This is a genomic window from Leptotrichia rugosa, assembly GCF_041200005.1.
Classification (GTDB): Bacteria; Fusobacteriota; Fusobacteriia; order Fusobacteriales; family Leptotrichiaceae; genus Leptotrichia; species Leptotrichia rugosa.
Window position 1 is genome coordinate 123,164 of record NZ_CP165644.1, and the last position, 24,580, is coordinate 147,743.

The 24,580-nt window shown below is 30.2% G+C and carries 27 protein-coding genes; 23 read left to right on the top strand and 4 right to left on the bottom strand.

The window, feature by feature from the left end; all coding sequences use genetic code 11:
- The first annotated feature begins 1 nt into the window (after window position 1).
- A complete protein-coding gene (locus AB8B22_RS00545) occupies window positions 2–580 on the top strand; it encodes a biotin transporter BioY (protein ID WP_369711169.1) in 579 nt (192 codons plus the stop codon).
- 55 nt (window positions 581–635) lie between these two features.
- Here the strand turns inward: AB8B22_RS00545 and fucO are convergent, their stop codons facing one another.
- The 4 genes from fucO to AB8B22_RS00565 all read right to left on the bottom strand — a co-directional run bounded on the left by fucO (window position 636) and on the right by AB8B22_RS00565 (window position 4,877).
- Window positions 636–1,784, bottom strand: coding sequence for a lactaldehyde reductase (gene fucO / locus AB8B22_RS00550; RefSeq protein WP_369711170.1), 1,149 nt, complete (start codon window positions 1,782–1,784; stop codon window positions 636–638).
- Window positions 1,785–1,925: 141 nt separating this feature from the next.
- Window positions 1,926–2,438, bottom strand: a complete 513-nt coding sequence (msrA, locus tag AB8B22_RS00555; protein ID WP_094079420.1) for a peptide-methionine (S)-S-oxide reductase MsrA — start codon at window positions 2,436–2,438, stop codon at window positions 1,926–1,928.
- Window positions 2,439–2,627: 189 nt separating this feature from the next.
- Entirely contained in the window at window positions 2,628–3,839 is a 1,212-nt protein-coding gene (locus AB8B22_RS00560) for a MalY/PatB family protein (RefSeq protein ID WP_369711171.1), read from the bottom strand.
- A gap of 69 nt (window positions 3,840–3,908) precedes the next feature.
- A complete protein-coding gene (locus AB8B22_RS00565; protein ID WP_369711172.1) occupies window positions 3,909–4,877 on the bottom strand; it encodes a type I phosphomannose isomerase catalytic subunit in 969 nt (322 codons plus the stop codon).
- A gap of 209 nt (window positions 4,878–5,086) precedes the next feature.
- On the opposite strand from AB8B22_RS00565, the gene AB8B22_RS00570 reads away from it, so the two are divergent.
- The 22 genes from AB8B22_RS00570 to mutL all read left to right on the top strand — a co-directional run bounded on the left by AB8B22_RS00570 (window position 5,087) and on the right by mutL (window position 24,561).
- Window positions 5,087–5,719, top strand: coding sequence for an adenylate kinase (locus tag AB8B22_RS00570; RefSeq protein ID WP_369711173.1), 633 nt, complete (start codon window positions 5,087–5,089; stop codon window positions 5,717–5,719).
- A 91-nt stretch (window positions 5,720–5,810) separates the two neighbouring features.
- The gene (gene map, locus AB8B22_RS00575) at window positions 5,811–6,584 is read left to right on the top strand and encodes a type I methionyl aminopeptidase (protein ID WP_369711174.1); all 774 of its coding nucleotides are present in this window, start codon (window positions 5,811–5,813) and stop codon (window positions 6,582–6,584) included.
- A gap of 63 nt (window positions 6,585–6,647) precedes the next feature.
- Entirely contained in the window at window positions 6,648–7,025 is a 378-nt protein-coding gene (locus tag AB8B22_RS00580; protein WP_094079415.1) for a DUF1304 domain-containing protein, read from the top strand.
- A 199-nt stretch (window positions 7,026–7,224) separates the two neighbouring features.
- Window positions 7,225–7,959 (top strand): hypothetical protein, encoded by a 735-nt coding sequence (locus AB8B22_RS00585; protein ID WP_369711175.1) that lies wholly within the window; start codon window positions 7,225–7,227, stop codon window positions 7,957–7,959.
- A 16-nt stretch (window positions 7,960–7,975) separates the two neighbouring features.
- Entirely contained in the window at window positions 7,976–8,161 is a 186-nt protein-coding gene (locus AB8B22_RS00590; RefSeq protein ID WP_369711176.1) for a hypothetical protein, read from the top strand.
- On the top strand, window positions 8,158–8,292 hold the full coding sequence (locus AB8B22_RS00595; RefSeq protein WP_369711177.1) for a hypothetical protein: 135 nt from the start codon (window positions 8,158–8,160) through the stop codon (window positions 8,290–8,292). The genes AB8B22_RS00590 and AB8B22_RS00595 overlap by 4 nt, the downstream gene beginning before the upstream one ends.
- Window positions 8,293–8,321: 29 nt before the next feature.
- Window positions 8,322–9,713 (top strand): DNA translocase FtsK, encoded by a 1,392-nt coding sequence (locus tag AB8B22_RS00600; protein WP_369711178.1) that lies wholly within the window; start codon window positions 8,322–8,324, stop codon window positions 9,711–9,713.
- A 145-nt stretch (window positions 9,714–9,858) separates the two neighbouring features.
- Window positions 9,859–10,905 (top strand): rod shape-determining protein, encoded by a 1,047-nt coding sequence (locus AB8B22_RS00605; RefSeq protein ID WP_094079413.1) that lies wholly within the window; start codon window positions 9,859–9,861, stop codon window positions 10,903–10,905.
- Window positions 10,906–10,985: 80 nt separating this feature from the next.
- Window positions 10,986–11,585 carry an SMC-Scp complex subunit ScpB gene (scpB, locus tag AB8B22_RS00610; protein WP_369711179.1) on the top strand — a complete coding sequence of 200 codons (600 nt, stop codon included), beginning with the start codon at window positions 10,986–10,988 and terminating at the stop codon, window positions 11,583–11,585.
- A 134-nt stretch (window positions 11,586–11,719) separates the two neighbouring features.
- Window positions 11,720–12,406, top strand: coding sequence for a pseudouridine synthase (locus AB8B22_RS00615; RefSeq protein ID WP_314082457.1), 687 nt, complete (start codon window positions 11,720–11,722; stop codon window positions 12,404–12,406).
- 9 nt (window positions 12,407–12,415) lie between these two features.
- On the top strand, window positions 12,416–13,048 hold the full coding sequence (locus AB8B22_RS00620) for an HAD-IB family phosphatase (protein WP_369711180.1): 633 nt from the start codon (window positions 12,416–12,418) through the stop codon (window positions 13,046–13,048).
- A gap of 41 nt (window positions 13,049–13,089) precedes the next feature.
- Complete coding sequence (locus AB8B22_RS00625) at window positions 13,090–13,701, top strand: ACP phosphodiesterase (RefSeq protein ID WP_369711181.1); 612 nt, start codon at window positions 13,090–13,092, stop codon at window positions 13,699–13,701.
- Window positions 13,702–13,828: 127 nt separating this feature from the next.
- The gene (gene gatC, locus AB8B22_RS00630) at window positions 13,829–14,128 is read left to right on the top strand and encodes an Asp-tRNA(Asn)/Glu-tRNA(Gln) amidotransferase subunit GatC (RefSeq protein WP_369711182.1); all 300 of its coding nucleotides are present in this window, start codon (window positions 13,829–13,831) and stop codon (window positions 14,126–14,128) included.
- Between the two features lie 20 nt (window positions 14,129–14,148).
- The gene (locus AB8B22_RS00635; RefSeq protein WP_369711183.1) at window positions 14,149–14,895 is read left to right on the top strand and encodes a DUF4253 domain-containing protein; all 747 of its coding nucleotides are present in this window, start codon (window positions 14,149–14,151) and stop codon (window positions 14,893–14,895) included.
- A gap of 19 nt (window positions 14,896–14,914) precedes the next feature.
- Entirely contained in the window at window positions 14,915–16,378 is a 1,464-nt protein-coding gene (gene gatA, locus AB8B22_RS00640) for an Asp-tRNA(Asn)/Glu-tRNA(Gln) amidotransferase subunit GatA (RefSeq protein WP_369711184.1), read from the top strand.
- 65 nt (window positions 16,379–16,443) lie between these two features.
- Complete coding sequence (gene gatB, locus AB8B22_RS00645) at window positions 16,444–17,877, top strand: Asp-tRNA(Asn)/Glu-tRNA(Gln) amidotransferase subunit GatB (protein WP_369711185.1); 1,434 nt, start codon at window positions 16,444–16,446, stop codon at window positions 17,875–17,877.
- Window positions 17,878–17,903: 26 nt separating this feature from the next.
- Window positions 17,904–20,009 (top strand): penicillin-binding transpeptidase domain-containing protein, encoded by a 2,106-nt coding sequence (locus AB8B22_RS00650; RefSeq protein ID WP_369711186.1) that lies wholly within the window; start codon window positions 17,904–17,906, stop codon window positions 20,007–20,009.
- A 38-nt stretch (window positions 20,010–20,047) separates the two neighbouring features.
- Window positions 20,048–20,536 (top strand): hypothetical protein, encoded by a 489-nt coding sequence (locus AB8B22_RS00655; RefSeq protein ID WP_369711187.1) that lies wholly within the window; start codon window positions 20,048–20,050, stop codon window positions 20,534–20,536.
- A 142-nt stretch (window positions 20,537–20,678) separates the two neighbouring features.
- The gene (mvk, locus tag AB8B22_RS00660; protein ID WP_369711189.1) at window positions 20,679–21,563 is read left to right on the top strand and encodes a mevalonate kinase; all 885 of its coding nucleotides are present in this window, start codon (window positions 20,679–20,681) and stop codon (window positions 21,561–21,563) included.
- A 38-nt stretch (window positions 21,564–21,601) separates the two neighbouring features.
- Entirely contained in the window at window positions 21,602–21,769 is a 168-nt protein-coding gene (locus AB8B22_RS00665) for a hypothetical protein (RefSeq protein WP_369711190.1), read from the top strand.
- Between the two features lie 94 nt (window positions 21,770–21,863).
- Window positions 21,864–22,577 carry a diphosphomevalonate decarboxylase gene (mvaD, locus tag AB8B22_RS00670; protein ID WP_369711191.1) on the top strand — a complete coding sequence of 238 codons (714 nt, stop codon included), beginning with the start codon at window positions 21,864–21,866 and terminating at the stop codon, window positions 22,575–22,577.
- 37 nt (window positions 22,578–22,614) lie between these two features.
- Entirely contained in the window at window positions 22,615–24,561 is a 1,947-nt protein-coding gene (mutL, locus tag AB8B22_RS00675) for a DNA mismatch repair endonuclease MutL (protein WP_369711192.1), read from the top strand.
- Window positions 24,562–24,580: the final 19 nt, after the last annotated feature.

A 24,580-nucleotide genomic window follows, 5' to 3' on the forward strand; every position in this document is an offset into this window, starting at 1 on the left:
TATGAAACAAAATACTTTAATTAGTAACATTGTAAATTTTGAAACAAAAGAAAAAGAAACTTTAAAAAATATTCTTTTAGTGTTAGGTGGAGTTGCATTTTTATCATTAATGTCGCAAGTTATAATTCCGCTTCCTTTCACTCCAGTGCCAATCTCGCTTGGAACATTCGGAGTTACATTGATGGCGTTATTATACGGGAGAAAATTGGGAACAGCAACTATACTTTCATATGTTGCAGCAGGTAGCTTGGGAGCTCCTATTTTTGCTGGATTTAAATCAGGATCGTTATTTTCACCAACAGGAGGATATATTTTAGGATATATTGTAGCTGCAATAATTTTAGGATATTTATCTGACAAAGGTGTTACAAAATCTTATGTAAAAACATTTTTCTCATTGCTACTTTCAAGTGCTATTATTTTAACACTTGGATCAATAGTATTGTCAATATTTGTGCCAGGGAAAAATGTGTTTATGGTTGGAGTATTGCCTTTCCTTCCTGGAGATGCGATAAAATCAACAACAATTACACTTTTACTTCCAACATTGTGGAAAGTTATTGGAAAAGATAAAAATTAAATATAAAAATAAAAAATCTCCTTTGAGAAAAACTCTTAGGAGATTTTTTTGTAAATTACAATAATTTTTTATAAAGTTCTTTTATTTCTTCCAAGTTTGTATCTCGTGGATTTCCGCCAGTGCAGACATCATTCAAAGCTGATTCAGCGATAAAATCCAAATCTTTTATATCCATTATTCCCTTTAAATTTTCAGGAATATCTACATCATGTGCCAATTGTTTTACAGCGTCTACTGCTGCTTTTCTGTATTCTTCAGGAGTCATTTTTCGAGTGTGCTTTATTCCAAAAGCCTTTGCTATTTCTCTAAATTTTTCTCCTGTATATTCAGCATTGTATTCCATTACGGTTGGTAAAATTATTGCGTTTGCAACACCGTGCGGAGTTCCGTAGAATGCTCCTAGCGGATGAGCCATTGAGTGTACGATTCCAAGTCCTACATTTGAGAATCCCATTCCTGCTAAATATGAGGCAAGAGCCATCTTTTCTTTGGCTTCTTTGTCATTTTCCACAGCTTTTCTTAAATATTTTGCTATTAATTCAATTGCTTTTAAATGGAACATATCGGTCATTTCCCAAGCCGCTTTTGTTGTAAATCCTTCGATTGCGTGAGTTAGTGCGTCCATTCCAGTTGCCGCTGTCAATTCTTTTGGCATTGTCATCATCATTCCTGGGTCAACTATTGCGACTATTGGCATATCGTGCGGGTCAACACAGACAAATTTTCTATTTTTTTGGGCATCTGTTATTACATAATTTATTGTAACTTCAGCAGCTGTTCCAGCTGTAGTTGCAACTGCGATAATTGGAACGCATTTATTTTTTGTATCTGCAACTCCTTCAAGACTTCGTACATCTGAAAATTCAGGATTATTTATAATAATTGCCACAGCTTTGGCACAATCCATAGCAGAACCTCCACCAATTGCAATAATATAATCTGCACCACTTTCTTTAAATTTTTCAACTCCAGCTTTTACATTTTCAATTGTGGGATTTTGCTGAACATCAGAAAATATTAAATATTCCAAATTAGCTTTATCAAGTACATCAGTAATTTTTTTAGCAGCTCCAGCTTTGATTAATCCAGGATCTGTACAAATAAAAGCCTTTTTGAATTTATTTTTTTCTACTTCACTTGAAATAGATTCAATTGCACCAAATCCGTGATATGATACTTCATTTAAAATGATACGGTTTACCATAACAAGTCACTTCCTTTTATTATAAAAAATATTTGTTATTATTTGTTTTTTATTTTTCTCTAATATAATTGTATCTCAAAAAATTTTATTGTCAAGATTAAAAAAATATAAAAAAAGAAACTTAAAAAACTTAAGCTTCTTTTAATATTCTTCTTTTTTTTCTTTCTTAAAAATTTTTGTGGCATTTTCCATATCAATGTGACATTCCTTGTCTGGATGTTTTTCCAAATAATTTTGATGATAATCTTCAGCTGGGATGAAGTGATTTAATTTCTTGACTTCAACCTTTATATCTGTAGAATATTTTTCTTGCTCTTCTTCCATTTTCTTTGTGATAATTTTTAAGTCATGAGGGTCTTTGTAGTAAATTCCAGTTCTGTACTGGCGACCTTCGTCGTATCCTTGTCTATTTAAACTAGTTGGGTCAATTATTGAAAAATAATAAGTGAGCAATTCGTCTAAAGAAACTTTTTCTGAATTATATTTTATATAAACTGTTTCCACATGGTCAGTCATCTTTAAAATGTCATAGCTAGTTTCTAAAGTTTGACCATTTGCATAGCCAACGGTTGTCTTTAAAACACCGGGAGCTTTTTTAAAGAATTCCTGTACTCCCCAAAAACACCCTCCAGCCAAATATATTTCTTTTTCCATATCAAAATGCACCTCCTCTAATTTTTTTATTATTTTAATATCTATACATTATATAAATAGTTAAATAGAAAAAGATTATTATAATCTTTTAATTTTATGAGAAGAGAAAGTGCTTTGCGTATAGACAACACTAAACATCAATGCTGTTGCTATTTTATTCAATTTTATATGTAATTTTAATGTTAAGTATTAATTATATTTATGTTTAAAATTTTCAATTGCATTTTTCAATTGATTTAAAGCTTTTTCTAATATACTTCTAGGGCAAGCAGTATTTAGTCTCATAAAGCCTTCAAGTCCCTTTTGAAAACTTTGTCCAGAATTTAGTCCAATTTTTGCTTCTTTTATCATAAATTTTTCCAATTGTTTCTGATTAAATCCAAATCTTTCACATAATTTTCGGCAGTCAAGCCAAACTAAATAAGTCGCTTGTGGCACATTTGGCTTAATTTCTGGAATATATTTCTTGAAGAAATCATTTAAAAATAAAATATTGTTTTGTAAATATTCAATTAATTGTTTCAAATATTCTTCACCTTCATCGGAATAGGCAGCCATTGTGGCAACTAAGTTAAAAGGATTGTTTCTGTGAACTTCCAAGTCTTTCCAAAATCGGTAAAATTTTTCTTTTGTTTCCAAGTTGTTGAAAACAATTGTCGCACATTGTAGTCCCGCTACATTAAATGCTTTTCCAGTCGAAGTGCAAGTGATTGTGTTTTTTCGTATTTCTTCAGAGACACTCGCCATGGGAATGTGTTGATTGTCCCACAAAGTCAAATCTGAGTGAATTTCATCAGAAATGACAGTGACACCGTATTTTATACACAAATTTCCAATCGCTTTTAATTCGTCGTAAGTCCAAACTTTTCCAAGTGGATTGTGTGGATTACAAAAGATAAGAAATTTTGGCTTTTCTTTTAATTTATTTTCCAAATCAACTAAATCTAGTGAATATTTTCCATCTTTTTCGATAAAACGGTTTTCTATTACAATTCTTTTATTATCTTCGTTAATATCGTAAAATTCTGAATAAACTGGTGTTTGAATCAAAATTTTGTCATTTGGTTTTGAAAAAATTTGGACAAGAGAGCCAAGCGTTGGAACAACACCGATACTAAAACTTACAAGTTCTTTTTTTGGCTCCCAGTTGTATCTTCTCTTTTGCCAGTTGATAAACGATTCAAAATATTCATCGGGACGGTAGACATAGCCGAAAATACCGTGCTCAGCTTTTTTTTGAATGGCATCAATTATAGGTTGTGCCGTTTTAAAGTCCATATCGGCAATCCAAAGCGGAATAATGTCGCTGTCTTTATCAACTCCAAATTTTTTATCAATTTCACAATATTTTACAGAGTGATTATTTTTTCTGTCAATAATTTCATCAAAGTTGTATTTCATAAAATTTCCTGCCTTTCTGTTAAATAATTTAAATTATTATTCTATTTATTTATTTAATTTCTCAGTTTTTTATTCTTCAATTGTCGTTCTCAAAATCTCAAAGTTTCCTTCAAGTTGTACTTTTAAATCGACTGGAATTAAAATATTTTCTCCTTTTTTTAGTTCCAAAAATTCATTTTCATTCCAGAAAACTTTTCCATTTCCATCTAAAACAGTATAAATTATCATGCTTTCAGAACAAAAGTCTTCATAAGAATTTAAAATTTTTATTTTATCAATTGAATAAAATTCATTTTTTATTATATTTTTTTTATTTTCTCCATTTTGAAAATTTGTATTTTTAATTTCTACTTTTTTTTCAAAATCAATAACATCAGCGGCATTATCCAAATGCAGCTCTCTTTTTTTCCCATCTTTGTCAATTCTGTCAAAGTCATAAATTCTGTAAGTGACATCAGAACTTTGCTGAATTTCTGCAAAAATCACACTTCCTTTTAAACTTGCATGAACAGTTCCAGGAGTTATGTCAATAAAATCTCCAGTTTTTACAGATCTTTCTTCAAATAAGTCGCTAAAATCATTATTTTTAACTTTTTCCAAAAATTTTTCCTTTGTGACACCAGGTTTTGTCCCCAAAATCAAAGTGGCATCGTCACTTGCGTAAACAATGTACCAAGATTCGCTTTTTCCAAATTCATTATGTTTTTTCATTGCAACTTCATCACTTGGATGAACTTGGATGGAAAGTCTGTCGTTTACATCCAAAAATTTTATAAGAAGTGGAAATTTATTTGGATATTTTTCAAAAACTTTTTTTCCAACTAATTTATCTTTGTATTCAGAATAAATTTCTTTCAAAGTTTTACCTTTCAGTTTTCCATTTAGAGCAATTCCCATTCCATTCGGATGAGCGGAAATTTCCCAAGATTCCCCGATATTTTTATCTTTTGGAAGATGAATATTAAGTTTTTTTTCTAAATTTTTTCCTCCCCAAATTTTTTCAATAAAAACTTTTTTAAATTTTAACGGATATAGCATAAAAAACCTCCATGATCTTAATTATTTTTATATATTTGTGTTTTAATAATAACATTTATATGAAAAAAAAACAATTGAAAATTTTTTGTCGTGTCGCCATTGAAAAAAATTTGGTAAAATGTTATTATATTATTATAAAATTTAGTTAAGTTAAATAAAAAGAAAGAAGGAAAAAAGTAAAGAAAAGAAAGAAAGGAAAGGAAAAAATTATGAATATAGTATTATTTGGAGCACCAGGTGCTGGAAAAGGGACTCAAGCAAAACAACTGGTTAAAAAATATGGGATTCCACAAATTTCGACAGGAGATATTTTAAGAGCGGCAATCGCTAACAAAACTCCGCTTGGATTACAAGCTAAAGAGCTTATGGATCAAGGAAAATTAGTTTCAGATGAAATTGTAGACGGACTTGTGGAAAAAAGACTTGCTGAAAAAGACTGCGAAGAAGGATTTATTTTAGACGGATTTCCCAGAACTGTGGCACAGGCACAGAAATTAGACAAAATTTTGGATAGACTTGGGAAAAAAATTGATAAAGTTATAGAACTTCGAGTGAGTGACGAAGAAATTATCGAAAGAATAACTGGAAGAAGAGTGTCGAAAAAAACAGGAAAAATTTATCATATAAAATACAATCCGCCAGTTGATGAAAACCCTGAAGATTTATACCAAAGACCAGATGATAATGAAGAAACAGTTAGAAACAGACTAAAAGTTTACAAAGAACAGACAGCGCCAGTTTTGGATTTTTATAAAGCTCAAAACAAAGTTTACAGCGTTGGTGGACATAAAGAAAAAATGGAAGAAATTACGCAAGCTATTGTTGAAATTTTAGAAAAATAAATTAAAAAACTAAAAAACATAAAATTAAAATAATAAATAAAAAATAAAAGAGTTAAAGAGAGAAAAAAGAAAAAAAGAAAGAAGAATTGAAATGATTGTTTACAAAACATTAGAAGAAATCAAAAAAATAAAAAAAGCTAATGAAATAATTGCAAGACTTTTGGAAGATGTTTTGCCAAAATATGTAAAAGCTGGGGTCAGCACTTATGAATTGGATAAGATTGCAGAAGATTATATAAGAAGTCAGGGTGCAATTCCTGGAACAAAAGGATATGACATAGGAAGACCATATCCGCCATATCCAGCTGCAACTTGCATTTCTGTAAACGAAGTTGTTGTTCATGGAATCCCAAGTAAAGATAAGATCTTAAAAGAAGGGGATATTTTGACAGTTGATACAGTTACAGTTTTGGACGGATATTTTGGAGATGCGGCGACTACTTACGCTGTTGGAGAAGTTGACGCAACTTCTAAAAAGTTGATGGAAGTTACTGAAAAGGCTCGTGAAATTGGGATTGAAGCTGCAAGAGCTGGAAATAGAATTGGAGATATAGGAGCTGCAATTCAAGAATATGTCGAAAAATATGGATTTTCTTTGGTCAGAGATTTTGCTGGACATGGAGTTGGAAAAGAGATGCATGAAGATCCAATGATTCCAAATTATGGTCGAGCTGGAACTGGTGCAAAAATTGAAAATGGTATGGTAATCACAGTAGAACCTATGGTAAATGTGGGAACTCATAAAATAAAAATCTTGCCTGATATGTGGACTGCTGTTACAAGAGATAAAAAAAGATCCGCTCAATATGAACATAGTCTCGCTATTATTGACGGAAAACCTGTTATTTTAAGTTTAAAAGATTAATTTAGCTAAAGTTTATAAACAGTAAAAAAATATATTATTTTTTAGAAAGGAAAAATTATAATTTTGAGTATATTAGCAAAATTTTTAATACTTTTAGTGGCACTGGAGCATTTTTATATCTTATATCTCGAAATGTATGGAACCGAAAGTAAGACAACTCAAAAGATGTTTAATTTGGATTTGGAATTTTTGAGAGATGAAAGAGTTAAAAAAATGCTTGGAAACCAAGGATTATATAATGGATTTCTAGCTTCTGGACTAATTTGGAGCTTGATTGAAGCAACTGAATATCAAGTTCAAATCGCAGTATTTTTTATTGTTTGTATCATCTGCGCAGCATTTTACGGCTCAGTGACAGTATCTAAAAGAATATTTATATTACAGGGAGTTCCGGCAATTTTAGCATTAATAGCTTTATTATTACCACTACTAATTTCATAAAAAAAGAAAATTTAAAATAATAAATGCATAAAAATGTTAAAATATTTAACATAAATAATGCATTTTTTATTTTGTAAAATTTTAAAAAATGACAAAATGAAAAAAATATTGTATAATAAATTACTAAAATATGAAATTATTAAGTGTATAAAAATATTATATTTGTTGGTATAAAAAATCGAAAGAAAGGAGAAAAAAAATGAATAAAAAGAGAAAAATAGAAGGTTTTATCTGGATTGTAGCTGGGATAATACTGATATTGCTTTTGGTTATTAATTCACCAGATAAAAGTTCTAATGACAATTTGTTTTCACTAATTTTGATGTTTTTTGGTAAAATGACTTGGTTTTTAGGACTTTCTGCAATTGTTTATGGAGCTTTTGTATTTTTTTTGGAAAAAGTGAATGTCACTCGTGGGAAAATAATTGCTTTTATCGGATGGTTTTTGAGTTTGTCACTAATTTTAATTAGAAATTCTGTTTTGCATGGAAACCCGCTTAGTAAAACGTTTATTGAAGCAGGAAGAGAGCTGCTTAGTTACGGATTTAATAAACAGAGCGGAGGAGTTTTAGGCGGAGTTGTAAGTATGCCATTTTATAAAGTAATCAGTTCCTCTGAAATGGGAATTTTACTTATTGTTTTTATGATTGTATCTATTTTTTTTGTTGTTAAGGATTTTATAGAATTTGGATATGAGTATATAAAAGAGTGGATTAGATATTCAAAAAGTGATGAGTATAAAGAGAAAAAAAGAAAATTGGCAGCAAAAAAATATGCTGAAAAATTAAAAAAGACTAATTATAAAGAATATCAGAAACAGATGTTAAAAGAGAAAATTATAAATTCGAGAAATGAAAAATTAAGCTTTGAGATTTCAAAAAAGCCGAAGGAAAATTTTTGCAAAAGACACAAGTTTATTCTGACGAGGAATTAAAAGAAAAAGAAAAAGAATGGATGGAAATTTTAGAAAAAAAGAAAGTCAAGATAAAGGAATTAAAGAAAATAAAAATTCAAAAAAGTCAATTATTGAGAATAATCTTAAAAGCGAAATAAACACATTTGAAAATAAAGATGACAAAAAAGAAGAAAATGACAACGATATTCAAAAAGAAAACTCAAAACAAAAAAAGGTATGAAATTGGAAATTTTATCGCCATTTAAAAATGATAAGATAAAAAAAGATTTGGAAGAGGACTTGAGTTTTCAGCAATTTCCTAAACTTTCAGCTTTTGAAAACAAAGAAGTGATTGAAAAAGAAAAAAATTAGAAGAAAAATTAAAAGAGGCAAATAATTTATTGGAAAAAAATCAAGGGTATAATGAAATTATAAAAAAATCAATTGAAAAAATTTTTAAATCAAAACCGATGGATTTTGAAACAAAAAGAAAAATTGAGAAAAGTATACGAGATAATGTAAGTCATCTGGAAAGTGTCTTAAAAGAATTTGGAATTGATGCAAAAGTTGTGAATTATGAATATGGGCCTACGATAACGAGATATGAGATCGTTATTCCAAAAGGGATTAAAGTGAGCAAAGTAACTAATTTAGCGGACGATATTGCTATGAATCTGGCTGCAGAAAGTATTAGAATAGAAGCGCCAATTCCAGGGAAAAATACAATTGGGATTGAAACTCCAAATAAGATAAAGGAAAATGTTCATTTTGCCAACATTATAAAAAATAATGAACTTGATAAAGGTGAATTAAAAGTAATTTTGGGAAAAAATATTGTAGGACGGGATAAATTTATAGATATTGTAAAAATGCCACATTTACTTATTGCGGGACAGACTGGTTCAGGAAAATCAGTTGCAGTAAATACAATAATTTCAACTTTGATTTCAAAAAAATCGGATAAAGAAGTTAAATTTATAATGATTGATCCCAAAATGGTGGAGCTTATGCCATATAACGACATTCCACACTTGCTTGTCCCCGTTATAATAGATCCGCAAAAAGCAGCAATTGCATTAAAATGGGCAGTCAATGAAATGGATAACAGATACAAAAAATTAATGGAAAATGGAGTTAGAAATATTGTAAGTTACAATTCCTTAAATTTTGTTGAAAAAATGCCATATATTGTCATAATTATTGACGAACTTGCAGATTTGATGATGGTTGCATCGAATAGCGTGGAAGAATCTATAGCAAGAATTGCACAAAAAGCAAGAGCTGTTGGAATACATTTGGTAGTTGCAACTCAAAGACCGTCAACAGATGTGATCACAGGAATGATAAAGGCAAATCTTCCAAGCAGAATTTCCTTTGCGCTTCGTTCTCAAATTGATTCAAGAACGATTCTTGATACATCGGGAGCTGAAAAATTACTAGGACAAGGAGATATGCTTTTACTTGCAAATGGTTCTTCTAAGTTAGAGAGAATACAAGGAGCTTATATTTCAGATGAAGAAGTTAAAAATTTAACAGATACATTGAAAAAAAGTAAAAAAGTTCAATATCGAAATGAAATTTTGGAAGAAACTTACGAAGAAGAAAATGACTTAGATCCATTTTTCGATAATGCGGTAAAAGTGATAAGGGAGGAGCAAAGAGTATCAATTTCACTGCTTCAGAGAAAATTGAAAACAGGATTTAACAGGGCTTCAAGAATTTATAATCAGTTAAAAGATAATGGAGTAATTAGTGATGATGGTCAGATATTAAATGAAGATTTGAATAAGTAAAAAAATTTTTTGTAATGCTGATTGAGATTATTTGAAAAAAATGGTAAAATACACTATGTATACAAAATTGAAAATAAGAGATAAAAAAATCTTCTATTGTTTGATTTGAAATAAATAAAAAATATGTGAGAAAAGGAGAAATTAGATGAAATTTTTAGATTTTTTTAAAACAAATATTTCAACTAGATCGATGCGTGATGTAGCGATTGATCTGGGAACAGCGAATACGGTTGTCTATGTAAAAGGAGAGGGAATTCAAGTAGATGAGCCAACTTATGTAGCAATCAATGTAAAGACAGAAGATGTGGAGTTCATTGGATCAAAAGCTAAAGAAATAATAGGAAGAACTGCAAAACATACAGAAATAATAAGACCTCTTAAAAATGGAGTAATTTCTAATTATGAAATAACAGAAAAAATGATAGAGGAATTTTTAGGTAAATTAAAAAAGGATAAATTTAATAGTGCAAGAGTTATTATTTGTGTGCCAAGCGGAGTAACGCAAGTTGAGAGAAGAGCGGTTGTGGAAGTTGTAAAAGATGCGGGTGCAAAAGATGTTTACTTAATTGAAGAACCTGTTGCAGCTGCAATTGGAGTTGGAATTGATTTATTTGAGCCAAAAGGACATCTTATTGTCGATATAGGAGGAGGAACTACTGAAATTGCGTTTATCGTATCAGGAGGACCTGCACTTTCAAGATCGGTAAAAGTTGCTGGAGATCACTTAAATGATGATATTGTGGAGTATATAAAAGATGAGCGTAATTTATTAATTGGCGAAAAAACGGCTGAAGAGCTAAAAATAAATACAATAAGTCAAGATGATCCGAATAAAGAATATGAAATAAGAGGTCGAGAATTGGGTGTTGGACTTCCAAAAAGTATGAAAATTAAAGCTTCTGAAATTGAAGGCGCAATTGAAAGACATATTGATATGATAATTGATGAAGTTAGAATAACAATTGAGGAAATTGAACCAGAAGTGGCAGCTGATATTTATGAAACAGGAATTTATTTATCAGGTGGAGGAGCTACAATCAGACTTTTAAAAGAAAGAATAGAAGAAGAATTAAAATTAAAAGTGACTGTTGGCGATGATGCAATTCACGCTGTTATAAATGGTATTGCAAAAGTGTTAGATGATTTCGATGATTACAAAAATGTAATTATTTCTCCAACAATTGAATATTAAAAATAAAAAAGGGATTTGTCTTATTTAAGGCAATCCCTAATAATTTTAGTATTTGAAAAATAAAATTTGGATGTGAAAATGTGAAAGATGAAAACACTCAAAATAAATATTTTAGAATAGAAGAAAAGTTAGAAGCAATTATATTTTTATCAAAAGAAATGTTAAAAATTGATAAACTTGCTTCATTTTATGATATAGAAAAAAAAGAGCTTGAAAAAATATTGTTAAATTTAAAAGAAAAAAGAAAAGATAGCGGAATAAATTTAAGAATTGAGGACGATGTTGTATATTTTGTATCAAATCCACTATTTGGACTTGATATAAAAAAATTTTTTAATCCTGAATTAAAATTAAAAAAATTATCCAAATCAGCGATGGAAACATTAGCAATCATCGCATATAAAGGTCCTGTTACAAAATTGGAAATAGAGCAGATAAGAGGAGTCGGTGCTGAAAAAAGTTTGGCAACGCTGCAAGAAAAAAAATTAATTTATATTTCAGGAAAAAAGAAAGCTGTTGGAACACCTAATTTGTATGAAGTGAGCGAAGAATTTTTTAGTTATTTGAACATTCAAAAAAAAGCTCAACTTCCAGGATATGCGCAATTTGAAAAAATAAAGTTGCTTTATGGCGATGAAGACAAAATTATTGAAAGTGAAAATTATAAAACAAAAAAATAAAAAAATTAAAGAAAATCTGAAAAATTGAATGAAAAATAAAAATATAAAAATAAAAAGATATGATTAAATTATTAAAATTTAAAATTTTAACACAGAAAGATAAAATAAAATAAATAAACGAGGTAAAGAAAATAATGAGATTGAATAAATTTATAGCTGAAACGGGATTTTGCTCTCGTAGAAAAGCTGATGAATTGATAAACGAAGGAAGAGTTTCGGTAAATAAACAAGAAGCGATTATCGGAATGGATGTAAAACCTGAAGATGTTGTAAGAATTGATGGCGAAAGAGTGCGATTAAATACAAAATACGAATATTATATTTTAAATAAGCCAAAAAGAGTGCTTTGCTCCAATGAAGATAAATTTGGCAGAAAATTGGCGATAGATTTGATAAAATCACGTGCGAGACTTTTTACATATGGAAGGCTGGATTTTATGACAGAAGGACTTATCATAATAAGCAATGATGGCGATATTTATAATCATGTCATGCATCCAAGAAAAAAGTTGTATAAGAGCTATATTGCAAAAATAAGTAGAGATATTGAAGAAAAAGATATTGAAGCGTTGAAACACGGAGTGGTAATTGATGGAAGAAGGACAGCTCCTGCCAAAGTGAAAAAACTTGATAGAAGAGAAATTAGAATCGCAATTTTTGAAGGAAAAAATAGACAAATAAGAAAGATGTTTGAGACTTTGGGATATACAGTTGAGGCGCTTAAAAGAGTAAAAGTGGGAGAACTTACGTTGGGACACTTGGGAGTTGGAGAATACCGAGCTTTAACTGAAGATGAAATAAAATATTTAAAAGGACTATAGGAGAAATTGATGAGTAAAAAAAGAATTTTTTTAATAGATTTTGACAGGACAATAAGTAATGAAGATTCCACTGAGGTTTTGTTGGAAACTCACAATCCAGAATTTAAAAAGGATTTACGAAAGAGATACAAAGCAGGAAAAGTAACAATAAGACAGTTTATAAAAGAAGGACTGAGTTCGCTAAATATTACAAAAGACGAGTATATTAAAACATTACAAGAAAAAGTTACAATAGATGAAAGTTTTAAAGATTTTGTGAAAAGTGGGCTAGAATTTAGAATTGTGAGCGCTGGCTCAAGACTTAATGTGCAAGGCTCTCTTTTAGGGTATGGAATAGATTTACCTGATGAAAAAATAATTTCAAACGATTTAAAATTTGATGGGAATAAAATTACTGTAGAAAATCTGTTTTTAGACAAAGAAAAAATTTATGGGGTGGATAAGAAAGAAGCGGTAGAAAAATTTAAAAAGCAAGGTTACGAAGTAATTTATGTAGGAGATGGTCCTTCAGACTATAGAGCGATGGAAGTGGCTGACTTTGTCTTGGTGAGAAAAGGAACGAGAGCCGTGAAGTTTTGCAGTGAAAATGGAATTAATTTTAGAGAATTTGAGAGTTTTTCTGAAATTCTAAAAACTTTTTAAAATTAAGTTTTACACTAAAAAAATAAAAAACAGGAGTCAAAATGAACTATTTAGCACATTCTGTCATATCGCTTGAAATTGATGAAAAAACAAATAAAAATACACTTTATGGAAATTTTACTGGAGATTTTTATAAAGGAAGAATCGAAAAAATTGATTTGCAGGAAAATTTAAAAAGCGGAATAATTTTACATAGATTAATTGATAAAATTTCTGATAGAAAAGAAAATTTTTTAAATGAATTTTTGCAAGAAAAATTTGGAATTTTTAAAGGGATTGTATCGGATATGTATATTGACCATTTTTTGTGCAAAAATTTTGAGAATATTTTTAGTGGAAATCCTGATTTTGGGAATGTGAAAAAAGTTGAAAGAAAAATAATCAAAAATATTGAAAAATATGATAGATTTTTTCCAAATCATTTTAAAAATTTTTTTGATTGGCTGAGAAGAGAAAAAGTTTTAGCTAGGTATAAAAATTTAGATTTTTTGGAGAGAGTTTTTCTTGGAATGTCGAAAAGAGTGAGAAAAGGGGAAATTCTTAGAAATGCAGTTTGTGAACTGAGAAGGAATTATGGAGAATTTGAGGATAATTCGATAAAAGAATTTTTGTTTGTAAAAAGGGAAATTGTGGAAATTTATCGAAAGTTTTAAATAAATTTGATAATATTATAGTTTATGATAATGCAAAAGAATATAAAACGATTTTAAAAATTATGAATAATAAAAAAACCTTATGAGTTGCTCAATTGAGCTAAAAGTATATTTCAAAGGAGGAAAAATGTTAAGTAAAGAAGATGTAATGAAAATAGCGGCACTTTCAAAGCTGGAATTTTCGGAAAGTGAAATTGAAAAGTTTAGAGTGGATTTGAATAAAATTTTTGACCATATGGAAGAGTTGAATAGTGTGGATACGAGTGAAGTTGAGCCACTTTTTAATGTGCTTGATTTGAAGGATGTGTTGAGAAAAGATGTTGTTAAGGATAGTGGAATTAAGAAAGAGATCTTGGAAAATGCACTAAATAGCGATGAGGAATTTATAATTGTTCCAAAAGTTGTGGGAGAAAATGCGGATAATTAGGTTTTTTTAAGGAGAGAAAAATGTTGGAAAATGTAGATTTACTTGCAGATAAAATAAAATGTGATTATGAAAAAATTAATGAAGATAGTGGAATAACAGAAGTTGTAAAAAGATATTTTGAGCTATTGGAAGAAGGTAAAAAAGAAGGCTTTATTCCTATTTTTGTCGAGGTAAAAGATTATTTCAATGAAGAATTCCCTGAATTTGAAGAGTATAAAAGAACAAGAGATGAAATTTTAGAAAATTATAAAAAAGTAGACTGTGCTCAGTGGTTTAAAGAAAGAAAACAGGAGTATATAGAAAATGAGTATCTGGATGAGGAATATGAATTTTCTAATGACAACGATTACTTAGATTATTTTAAAAATTTCAATGAAGATAAAACTTTATATTTAAATTCAATATTTGACATAGAAACTGGAAAAATAAGGGAAAATGTAGGATTATTTAAAGTTCCAGCAGATAAAGTTTATGAAATTTCAGGATGGTTTTTATTTGGTGGTTTTAATGAATGTCCTTTGCCAGAAGAAATCATAGCTATCAGTAAATATTGGTATGAAAAATATGATGCAAGAGTTGTTGTGATAACTGATTCTGAAATAGAATTTTATTTGGAGAAATTTCCAAAAACACAAAAAGAGGCTGAAGAATTGGCAATAGAGCAGTTTTTAGTTAGTGAGGATTTAGTTTTCCAAATTTATGATGAACTGGAGGAACTGTCAAAAGAGTTATACAAAGCTAAAAATTGGTATTTTTGGTGGGATTAGAAAAAAGAAAGGTGGAAAAATGAGTTTATACAAAAAAACGGCTAGTGAAATAGCTGAAATGATAAAAAATAAAGAGATTACTTCTGAAGAAGTGACAAAATCTTTTTTGGATAGAATTGAGAAAACTGAAGAAAAAATAGGAGCATTTTCTAATGTGTTTCCTGAGAAGGCTTTAGATGAGGCAAAAAAATATGATTCTGAAAATAATGAAAAAGGTAGAAAAAATTATGATAATGAGCTGTTGTTTGGAGTGCCTGTGGCTTTGAAGGACAATATTGTATCAAAAGGGGATTTGACTACGGCTGCGTCGAAAATTCTTAAAAATTATGTGGGAGTTTATGATGCGACAGTTGTGGAAAAATTGAAAAAGGCTGGGACACCGATAATTGGGAAGGCTAATATGGATGAGTTTGCGATGGGGTCTTCAAATGAGAATTCATCAATAAAATCGGTTTCTAATCCTTGGGATTTAACAAGAGTGCCTGGTGGAAGCAGTGGAGGATCGGCAGCGATGGTTGCAGCGGGACAAGCACCGATTGCACTTGGTTCAGATACTGGTGGAAGTATTAGACAACCTGCTTGTTTGACTGGAACTGTTGGGATTAAGCCGACTTATGGAAGAGTTTCAAGATACGGACTTATGGCGTTTGGATCTTCGCTTGATCAAATTGGAGCTTTGGCAAAATCGACTGAGGATCTGGCTAGACTTTTGCAAATAATTGCGGGTTATGATGAAAAAGATGCGACAAGTGTAAATGTGGAAGTACCTAACTATTTGGAAAGTTTGAATAATGACTTGAAAGGCTTGAAAATTGGGATTCCAAAAGAATATTTTGCAGAAGGATTAGATGAAAATATTAAAAAAGTGATAATGGATTCGGTGGAAAAATTGAAAAAATTAGGAGCTGAAATTAAAGAAGTATCACTTCCATATTCAAAATATGCGATTTCGACTTATTACATTATTTCATCTGCTGAGGCGGCTTCAAACTTGTCAAGATACGACGGAGTAAGATACGGTGTGAGAGAAAGTAACGAAGATGTGGAAAAAATGTATGTTGAATCAAGAACAAAAGGTTTTGGAGATGAAGTTAAGCGTAGAATTATGATTGGAAACTATGTGTTAAGTTCTGGATTCTATGACGCTTATTACAAAAAGGCTTCGCAAGTTAGAAGACTTATTAGAGATGATTTTTCAAAAGCATTAAAAGAAGTAGATGTTTTATTAACACCAGTTTCTCCAACTACAGCATTTAAAAAAGGTGAAAAAATTACTGATCCAGTCCAGATGTATTTGGGAGATATTTTTACCGTATCAATAAATATGGCGGGGCTTCCTGCAATTTCAGTACCTGCTGGATTTGTAGATGGACTTCCTGTTGGAATTCAGTTAATTGGAAATTATTTTAGAGAAGATTTATTGTTTAATATTTCTCATAAATTTGAAGGTGTTCGTGGGAAAATTGAATATCCTGAGTTGTAAATTTGACTTAGTTTAATAGTTTTAGATAGAAGAAAGTAATTTTAAGAAAGGAAAAATTAAAAAAAATGAGTATGGAATATGAAACAGTCATCGGACTTGAGGTTCACTGTCAATTAAAAACAAAAACAAAAGTATGGTGTTCGTGTGATGCCGATTATGATAACAAACATCCAAATACATCGGCGTGTCCAGTGTGTACTGGTCAACCAGGAGCATTGCCAAAATTGAATGAAAAAGTGCTTGATTATGCGATAAAAGCGGCACTTGCTTTGGGATGTGAAATAAATGAGGAGAGTCAATTTGATAGAAAAAATTATTTTTATCCAGATTCACCAAAAAATTATCAAATTACGCAATATTTTAAACCTTATGCGGAAAATGGGACTTTGAAAATTACGACAAATTCTGGAAAAGAGGCAGTTGTCGGGATTGAGAGAATCCAAATTGAGGAAGATACGGCAAAAAGTATTCACACGACTTCTGAAACGTTGCTGAATTACAACAGAGCGTCTGTACCGTTAATCGAGATTATTTCTAAGCCAGAAATTAAAAATGCTGAAGAGGCTTATGCGTACTTAAATACATTGAAGGATAGATTGAAATATACTAAAGTTAGTGATGTAAGTATGGAATTGGGGTCGCTTAGATGTGATGCGAATGTTTCTGTTAGAAAAAAAGGTGAAAAAGAATTAGGGACTAGAACGGAAACTAAAAACTTAAACTCGTTTAAAGCGGTTATGAGAGCCATTGAATATGAAACAAATAGACAAATTGAAGTGATTGAAAATGGTGGGAGAGTTGTTCAGGAAACTAGACTTTGGGATGAGGAAAATGCTGTAACTAAGCCAATGAGAAGCAAAGAGGAAGCTATGGATTACAGATATTTTCCTGAGCCAGATTTGCCTACACTTGTAATTTCTGACGAAAGATTGGAAAAAGTAAAAGGTGAAATGCCAGAATTTGCTGATGAAAAAGCGAGAAGATTTGTAAATGAGTATAAATTGCATGAAATGGAAGCTGCAACACTTTCTTCGGAACAAGAATTAGCTGAATATTACGAAGAAATTGTAAATGATACAAAAGAGCCAAGACTTGCGGCAAACTGGGTATTGACAGAAGTTTTGAGAGTGTTGAAGGAAAAGAATATTTCGATTTCAGAATTTAATGTAACGCCGAAAAATTTAGGGAAATTGATTAAATTGATTCAAGCAAAAACAATTAGCTCAAAAATAGCAAAAGATGTATTTGAAATTTTATTGACAGAAGATAAAGATCCTGAAATTATTGTAAAAGAAAAAGGATTGGTTCAAATTACTGATGACAGTGCGATTGAGAAAATTGTTGATCAAGTGTTGGCTGAAAATGCACAATCGGTGGAAGATTATAAAAATGGTAAGAGTAATGCACTAAAATATCTTATGGGACAAGCTATGAAGTTATCTCGTGGAAAAGCTAATCCACAAATGATAAATAAGCTGATTTTAGATAAGTTAAGTTAATCTTTTGGGGTAATTTTAGGAGAGAAATGAAAAAAAAAAGTGATATTATAAACAAAGCTAAATTAAATTTAGAAAATAAAAAGAGTAGAAAAAATAAAAAAAGTAATTCTGAAAGTATGTGGAACAAGTGGTACATAAGAGTGATGATGCTTTGTTTCGGACTTCTTATTTACACTTTTGTATTAATAGGTAATCTGTTTAATCTACAAATATTAAATGGTAACATGTACAGCGCATTAGGTGAGAAACAATATTCTTCAGAAAATTATATAAAAGCTAAAAGAGGTAAAATTTCAACAGACGATGGACAGCTCTTGGCATACGATGATGAGCAATATGTAGTAATTTTGGATCCTTCGATAATTAAAGAAGAAAATATTGACAAGTTATTAGGAATGCTTAAGATATATATAGAGTCTTTGGATATTGACAAAGCGAGAGATGATTATGAGAACAAGAAAAAATATAATAAAAAATATTTGAAATTGGATTACAAAATACAAGAAAATGCTAAACATGCCATTGAACAAGAAGTCGAGGCAGCTGCTAAGCAGGTTAAGGAAAATAACAAAGGAAAAAGCAAATCCCAGAAAAAGACAAATCCATTTTTAGGAATTGCATTTGAAACGGTTTATACGAGAAAATATGAAAATATTAGCGCCTTTCAAGAAACAGTGGGCTTTGTAAACAACGAAAATAAAGGTATTTATGGAATCGAGAAATATTACGATACAGAACTTGCTGGAGAAATGGGAGTGGTCAAAGGTTCTTTGAAAATACCTGAGCCTTTTTTAAAATTTTCAAATATAAAAAATAAAGGTGAGTCAAAACCCGCAAAAGATGGAAACAATATAGTTTTGACAATTGATAATAAAATTCAAGATATGTTAGATCGTGAGCTTAATAGAACATTTGACGAATATAATGCAACTTCTACAATGGGAATCTTATTGGAAGTGGAAACTGGTAAAATACTTGCAATGTCGTCATATCCTAAATCAAGTGATTATTCAAAAGTAAAGAATAGAACAATTACTGATTTTTTGAGCAGGTCAATATTTAAGCCAATAACGGTTTCAATGGGTCTGCAGTCAAAAACAATAAATGCAAATACAAGATTTCAGCTAGATGGCTCAATTCAAGTGCAAGATAGGATTATTAGAGATCACGATAACACAGCTTTGGGAAATCTAAGTTTGGCGGATGTAATAGCGTATTCATCCAATGTTGCGATGGTAAAAATTTCACAAACATTGGACAGAGCCACATTTTATAAATATTTGGCAAGTGTGGGACTTGGTTCAAAGACAGGAATTGATACTTATGCGGAAATGACAAGGAAGCTTTTAAGTTTAAAAGATTTGACAGAAGTGAGAAAAGCGAATGTGGCATTTGGTCAAGGTATTGCAATGACTCAGATCCAGATGATAATGGCACTTAATACTGTAATAAACAATGGAAAGCTTATGAAACCTTACATAGTTGACAGAATAGAAGATGAAAATGGAAATATTGTCAAAAAAAATAAACCAACTGTGCTAAGAAAAGTTTTTAGTGATGAAGTTTCAAAGTTAAATAGAAGCTATATGGAAGCCGTTGTCAGCCGTGGAACAGGGAGAGATGCGCAAATACAGGGGTATCGTGTAGGTGGTAAAACTGGAACGGCACAGAAATCTGGTAAAGGTGGTTATCAAAAAGGTCGTTATTTCAGTTCATTCTTTGCGTTTTTTCCAGTGGAGCATCCTAAATATGCACTGCTTATTACGATAAACGAGCCTAAAGGTAAGAATTATTATGGAGCCTTTGTCGCTTTGCCATCGGTAAAAAAAGTTCTGACAGAGCTAATTAACTACAAGCGAATAGGACCTGATGGAGAAATAAAAGTTGAGCCTTCGGTAAAAGAAGTGGTAGTTGAAGAAAAGAAAAAAGATTTAAATGAAATTAAAGCAATGTTTTATAAAAATATTATGCCAGATCTAAATGGTGTTGTACTAAGAGATTTTTATTCTATTTATCCACAGAGTAAATATCCAAATTTTAAAGTTTCTGGAAGTGGAAAGGTCGTAGATCAGTATCCAAAAGCTGGGGAGAGAATTGATGATAAGACAAATATTGAAATATTTTTTCAATAAAATTATGAAAAATAAAAAAATTTAGTGAGGTGAAGTTTATGAAAAAGTTAATTTTTATGTTATTTATGATTTTTTGTGTGATGTCATTTTCAGCGATAGATAAAGGAGTAGCCGTAGTTAGAAATGATGATTACAGCGCCACATATTTGATAACATCAGTTAGCCGTGGAAAATTGGCGGATAAACTTTTCGGCTGGAAAAAAGGCGGTGACCTTTCTCAAAAAATTTATTCAAATTTAAGAGATGCTTCAAAAATAGAATTTATAATTGAAAAAAACGAAGAAAGTGCAGTTTTGGGAGCGTTAAAATTATTTGAAAAAAATGGATTTCCAGGCGAAATTACGATTACAGAAATTGCAAAAATAGAAAATATAAATCTGAGAAATATGGCAACTAAAAATAACTGGACTTATAAAGTTTATAACTCGCCAGAGGAAATTGAAGGAAATGTAAGTCTTGAAGGTGGCTCTGATACAAAAGCAAATTTTGTAAAAATGCTTTTAAAAAATGTAAAATCTAAATTGTAAATTTAAAAATTTTTATCATAAATAGGTTAATAATAATTATTATTGACCTATTTTAGTTTGCTAAAATAAAATAAATATATTATAATAAAAATAAGTAAAATTGGATAAAAATATTTTTTTGAAGAGGGAAAAGAGTAAAAAAATGAAAAAAGGTATTGGAAAAGCGCACAGTAAAATTATATTGCTGGGAGAACATTCTGTTGTTTATGGTTATCCTGCGATTGCCGTTCCGCTAAAAAATATTGAAATTGAATGTGAGATTTTAGAGAGCAAGACAAATTTTTGCTACAATGAAAATGACACTCTTTCAGTTGCAATTTTTACGGCACTAAAATATTTGAAAAAAGAAAAAGAAAAAATAAAATATAGCATAAAATCAGAAATTCCGCCAAAAAGGGGAATGGGTTCGTCAGCGGCAGTGAGTATTGCGGCGATTCGAGCGGTATTTGACTATTTTGGTCAAAAAATTGAAACTGATTTGCTGGAAAAATTGGTAAATGTTGCAGAAATCACAGCACATCAAAATCCAAGCGGCCTGGACGCTAAAACTTGTCTGAGTGAAAAGCCAATAAAATTTATAAAAAATAAAGGATTTTCATATATTGATATAAATTTGGGAGCGTATTTAGTTATTGCGGATTCAGGAATTTATGGAAATACAAAAGAAGCCGTGGAAAAAGTGAGAAAATTGGGAAAAATTGCAAAAGATCCGTTAAAAAAGCTGGGAGAATTGACTGAAAAATTTGAAAGTTTGATAAAAAATAAATTTAGTGGTGAAAAGATAAAAAAAATTGGACAAATAATGATAAGTGCAAACGATGAGCTAAAAAAAATAGGTGTTACAATTAGTAAAACGGAAATGCTTGTAAAAAAGGCGATTGAAAATGGAGCAAGTGGAGCAAAAATTTCGGGCGGAGGACTGGGAGGCTGTATTATCGCTCTTTGCAAGTCACAAAAAATTGCAAAAAATGTAAAAAAAATGTTGATTGAAAATGGAGCAGTCAATATTTGGATTGAAAAAATTTAAGAATAAATTAAAAAAAATTGAGATGGAGAAAAATTGAGATGGAAAAGGTGAAGTCGTATGCAAATATAGCGATTATAAAATATTGGGGAAAAAAAGATAAACAAAAAATGATACCAGCGACAAGCAGTATTTCTTTAACTTTGAAAGATTTGTATACGGAAACGGAAATTGAATTTATAGATGACGCAGAAATAAAAAAGAAGTAGAAAAAAATGGAGAAAAATTTTCTGGAGTTAGAGATTTATTTTTTTAAACAGTGAGCTACAAGATAAAATTCATACAGAAAAAATTAGCAAAGTAGTGGATTTGTTTAGAACGCAAGAAAATGAAAAAAATAAAAAAGTTAAAATTAAAACGACAAATAATATGCCAACAGCAGCGGGACTTTCTTCAAGTTCAAGCGGATTATCAGCTATAATAAAAGCGTGTAACAAATTATTCAAAAAAAATTTATCTCAAGAACAACTGGCACAAATTTCTAAATATGGTTCGGGTTCTTCTGCCAGAAGTTTTTTTGGACCTGTTGCCGCTTGGGACAAGGATAGTGGGGAAATTTATAAAGTGAAAACTGATTTAAAATTGGCGATGATTGTTTTAGTTTTAAGCAAGAGTAAAAAAGATGTGTCGAGTCGGGATGGAATGGAGCGTTGTGTAAAAACTTCGACATATTTTGAAGAGTGGGTAGAACAATCAGAAATTGATTTTGAAAATATGAAAAAGTACTTGCAAGATAATGATTTTGAAAAAGTTGGGAAATTAACGGAGGAAAATGTGTTAAGAATGCATAGGACGACTGAAACATCAAATCCGCCATTTTCATATTTTTTGCCTCAAACTTATAAAGCTATGGAATTTGTAAAAAATTTAAGAGATAAGGATAGCGAAAAATGTTATTTTACGATGGATGCGGGTCCAAATGTAAAAGTTCTTTGCTTGGAAGAAGATTTGGAAAGATTGGCAGGAATATTTTCTAAAAAATATGAAATAATTGTGAGCAGAACTGTTGAATTGTAATATTTTAAAGTTATAGATAAAGAAAGGGGAGATTTTTTTGGGAATTATAAGGATTTTGGATGAAAGTGTGTCTAATATCATTGCCGCTGGAGAAGTTGTGGAAAATCCAGCTTCGATGATTAAAGAGATGATTGAAAATTCTTTGGATGCCAAAGCTACGATGATTAAAATCGAAGTTTTTAAGTCGGGAGTCGATGTAAAAATTAGTGATAATGGGATTGGAATGGATAAAGATGATACACTTTTATCAGTAGAGCGACACGCCACTTCTAAAATTTCAAAAAAGGAAGATGTATTTAATTTGAAAACTTATGGTTTTCGGGGAGAAGCGCTTTCTTCAATTGCAGCTGTTTCAAAGTTGACAATTTTGACAAGAACAAAAGATAGCTCAGTGGGATATAAGATTTCAAGCTATGGCGGAGTTGTGAGAAATTTTGAAGAGGTTTCAAAAAATGTTGGAACGGAAGTGGAAGTGCGAGATTTATTTTATAACACTCCTGCAAGAAAAAAATTTTTGAGAAAAACTTCTACGGAATATTCCAAAATTAGAGAAATTGTGCTAAAAGAAGCACTTGCAAATAGCGATGTTTCATTTTCATTGGATTTGGATGGGAAAAAAATTCTTCAGACAAGTGGAAATGGAATGGAAAATACAATTTTGGAGTTGTTTGGAAAATCAGTTTTAAAAAATTTGAAAAAATTTGAGTATGGATATTTGGGAAATGTGGAAATTTTAAGAAGTACAAAAGATTTTTTATTTACTTTTGTAAATAACAGATACGTAAAATCATTGACAATTGAAAGAGCGATAATAGATGGCTATTACACAAAACTTATGAAAGGGAAATATCCTTTTGCTATAATTTTTTATAATACTGACCCAAAAGAAATTGATGTCAATGTTCATCCGTCTAAAAAAATAGTCAAATTTTCCAATGATAAAATTGTTTACAGTGAAATAAAATCAGCTATAGATGACTTTTTTTACTATGCTGACAGGGAAAATTGGCAGCCGAATATTGATTTGATTAAAAAAAATATAAATTTGAACGAGAAAAAAGAAATGAAAGATGATTTATTTTCTGATGAAGTTCCAAAAATTGAAGAAAATAAATTTTTTAGCCTTGAAACTTTTGATGGGAAAACTGAAAATGAAGAAAAAAATCAAAAGAACAAAGAAAATAAAAAAAATAAAGAATATGAAGAAAACAGGGAAAATAAAGAGAACGAAATTGGAGAAAATAAAAATAAAAATTATTTTTTTGATAAATTTTTTGAAAATAAAAAAATAGAAAAAATAAATGAAAAAACTGATGAAATTTTTGAGAAAAATGATAAAACTTGGGAAATTAACCGAAGTAAAAATAAAAGTGAAAATTATAAAGTTGGGACATTTGAAAAGCAAGTTGGAGAGCAAATTGAGTATGACATTTTGGGACAGATTTTCAACACTTATATTTTGGTTAAAAGAAATGATGAACTTGAGATTTACGACCAGCACATCATTCATGAGAGAATTTTGTACGAGGAGTTAAAAGAAAAATTTTATGGAAAAAAAATTGATTCAACTCAGCTTTTGATTCCAAAAAAAATGGAAGTTACTTCGATTGAAAAAGAAATTATATTTGAAAATATTGAGATTTTTAACAATTTTGGATTTGAAATTGACGAATTTTATGAAAATGAGATTTTAATCCGAGCGGTACCGATTTTTGATTTTAGAGAAAGTTGTGAAAATGTTTTTGAAAAATTGTTGAATGATTTGAAAAATGAAGTTGAAATAAAAGATTTAAGAGAAAAAATTATTATTTCGATGTCTTGCAGAGGTGCAGTAAAAGCTGGACAAAAGTTATCTTTTGACGAGATGCAAAATATGGTGAGAAGAATCCACGAAGTCGGCAAATATACTTGTCCCCATGGTCGACCAATCATCGTAAAACTGACTAAGAACGATTTGGATAAAATGTTTGGAAGAAGAAAATAAATAATTGACAATGAGGGGA

Coding starts and splice junctions, on each gene's coding strand:
- AB8B22_RS00545 (WP_369711169.1), top strand. CDS start 2: ATGAAACAAAATACTTTAATTAGTAACATTGTAAATTTTGAAACAAAA.
- fucO (WP_369711170.1), bottom strand. CDS start 1,784: ATGGTAAACCGTATCATTTTAAATGAAGTATCATATCACGGATTTGGT.
- msrA (WP_094079420.1), bottom strand. CDS start 2,438: ATGGAAAAAGAAATATATTTGGCTGGAGGGTGTTTTTGGGGAGTACAG.
- AB8B22_RS00560 (WP_369711171.1), bottom strand. CDS start 3,839: ATGAAATACAACTTTGATGAAATTATTGACAGAAAAAATAATCACTCT.
- AB8B22_RS00565 (WP_369711172.1), bottom strand. CDS start 4,877: ATGCTATATCCGTTAAAATTTAAAAAAGTTTTTATTGAAAAAATTTGG.
- AB8B22_RS00570 (WP_369711173.1), top strand. CDS start 5,087: ATGAATATAGTATTATTTGGAGCACCAGGTGCTGGAAAAGGGACTCAA.
- map (WP_369711174.1), top strand. CDS start 5,811: ATGATTGTTTACAAAACATTAGAAGAAATCAAAAAAATAAAAAAAGCT.
- AB8B22_RS00585 (WP_369711175.1), top strand. CDS start 7,225: ATGAATAAAAAGAGAAAAATAGAAGGTTTTATCTGGATTGTAGCTGGG.
- AB8B22_RS00590 (WP_369711176.1), top strand. CDS start 7,976: ATGGATGGAAATTTTAGAAAAAAAGAAAGTCAAGATAAAGGAATTAAA.
- AB8B22_RS00595 (WP_369711177.1), top strand. CDS start 8,158: ATGAAATTGGAAATTTTATCGCCATTTAAAAATGATAAGATAAAAAAA.
- AB8B22_RS00605 (WP_094079413.1), top strand. CDS start 9,859: ATGAAATTTTTAGATTTTTTTAAAACAAATATTTCAACTAGATCGATG.
- AB8B22_RS00615 (WP_314082457.1), top strand. CDS start 11,720: ATGAGATTGAATAAATTTATAGCTGAAACGGGATTTTGCTCTCGTAGA.
- AB8B22_RS00620 (WP_369711180.1), top strand. CDS start 12,416: ATGAGTAAAAAAAGAATTTTTTTAATAGATTTTGACAGGACAATAAGT.
- AB8B22_RS00625 (WP_369711181.1), top strand. CDS start 13,090: ATGAACTATTTAGCACATTCTGTCATATCGCTTGAAATTGATGAAAAA.
- gatC (WP_369711182.1), top strand. CDS start 13,829: ATGTTAAGTAAAGAAGATGTAATGAAAATAGCGGCACTTTCAAAGCTG.
- AB8B22_RS00635 (WP_369711183.1), top strand. CDS start 14,149: ATGTTGGAAAATGTAGATTTACTTGCAGATAAAATAAAATGTGATTAT.
- gatA (WP_369711184.1), top strand. CDS start 14,915: ATGAGTTTATACAAAAAAACGGCTAGTGAAATAGCTGAAATGATAAAA.
- gatB (WP_369711185.1), top strand. CDS start 16,444: ATGAGTATGGAATATGAAACAGTCATCGGACTTGAGGTTCACTGTCAA.
- AB8B22_RS00650 (WP_369711186.1), top strand. CDS start 17,904: ATGAAAAAAAAAAGTGATATTATAAACAAAGCTAAATTAAATTTAGAA.
- AB8B22_RS00655 (WP_369711187.1), top strand. CDS start 20,048: ATGAAAAAGTTAATTTTTATGTTATTTATGATTTTTTGTGTGATGTCA.
- mvk (WP_369711189.1), top strand. CDS start 20,679: ATGAAAAAAGGTATTGGAAAAGCGCACAGTAAAATTATATTGCTGGGA.
- AB8B22_RS00665 (WP_369711190.1), top strand. CDS start 21,602: ATGGAAAAGGTGAAGTCGTATGCAAATATAGCGATTATAAAATATTGG.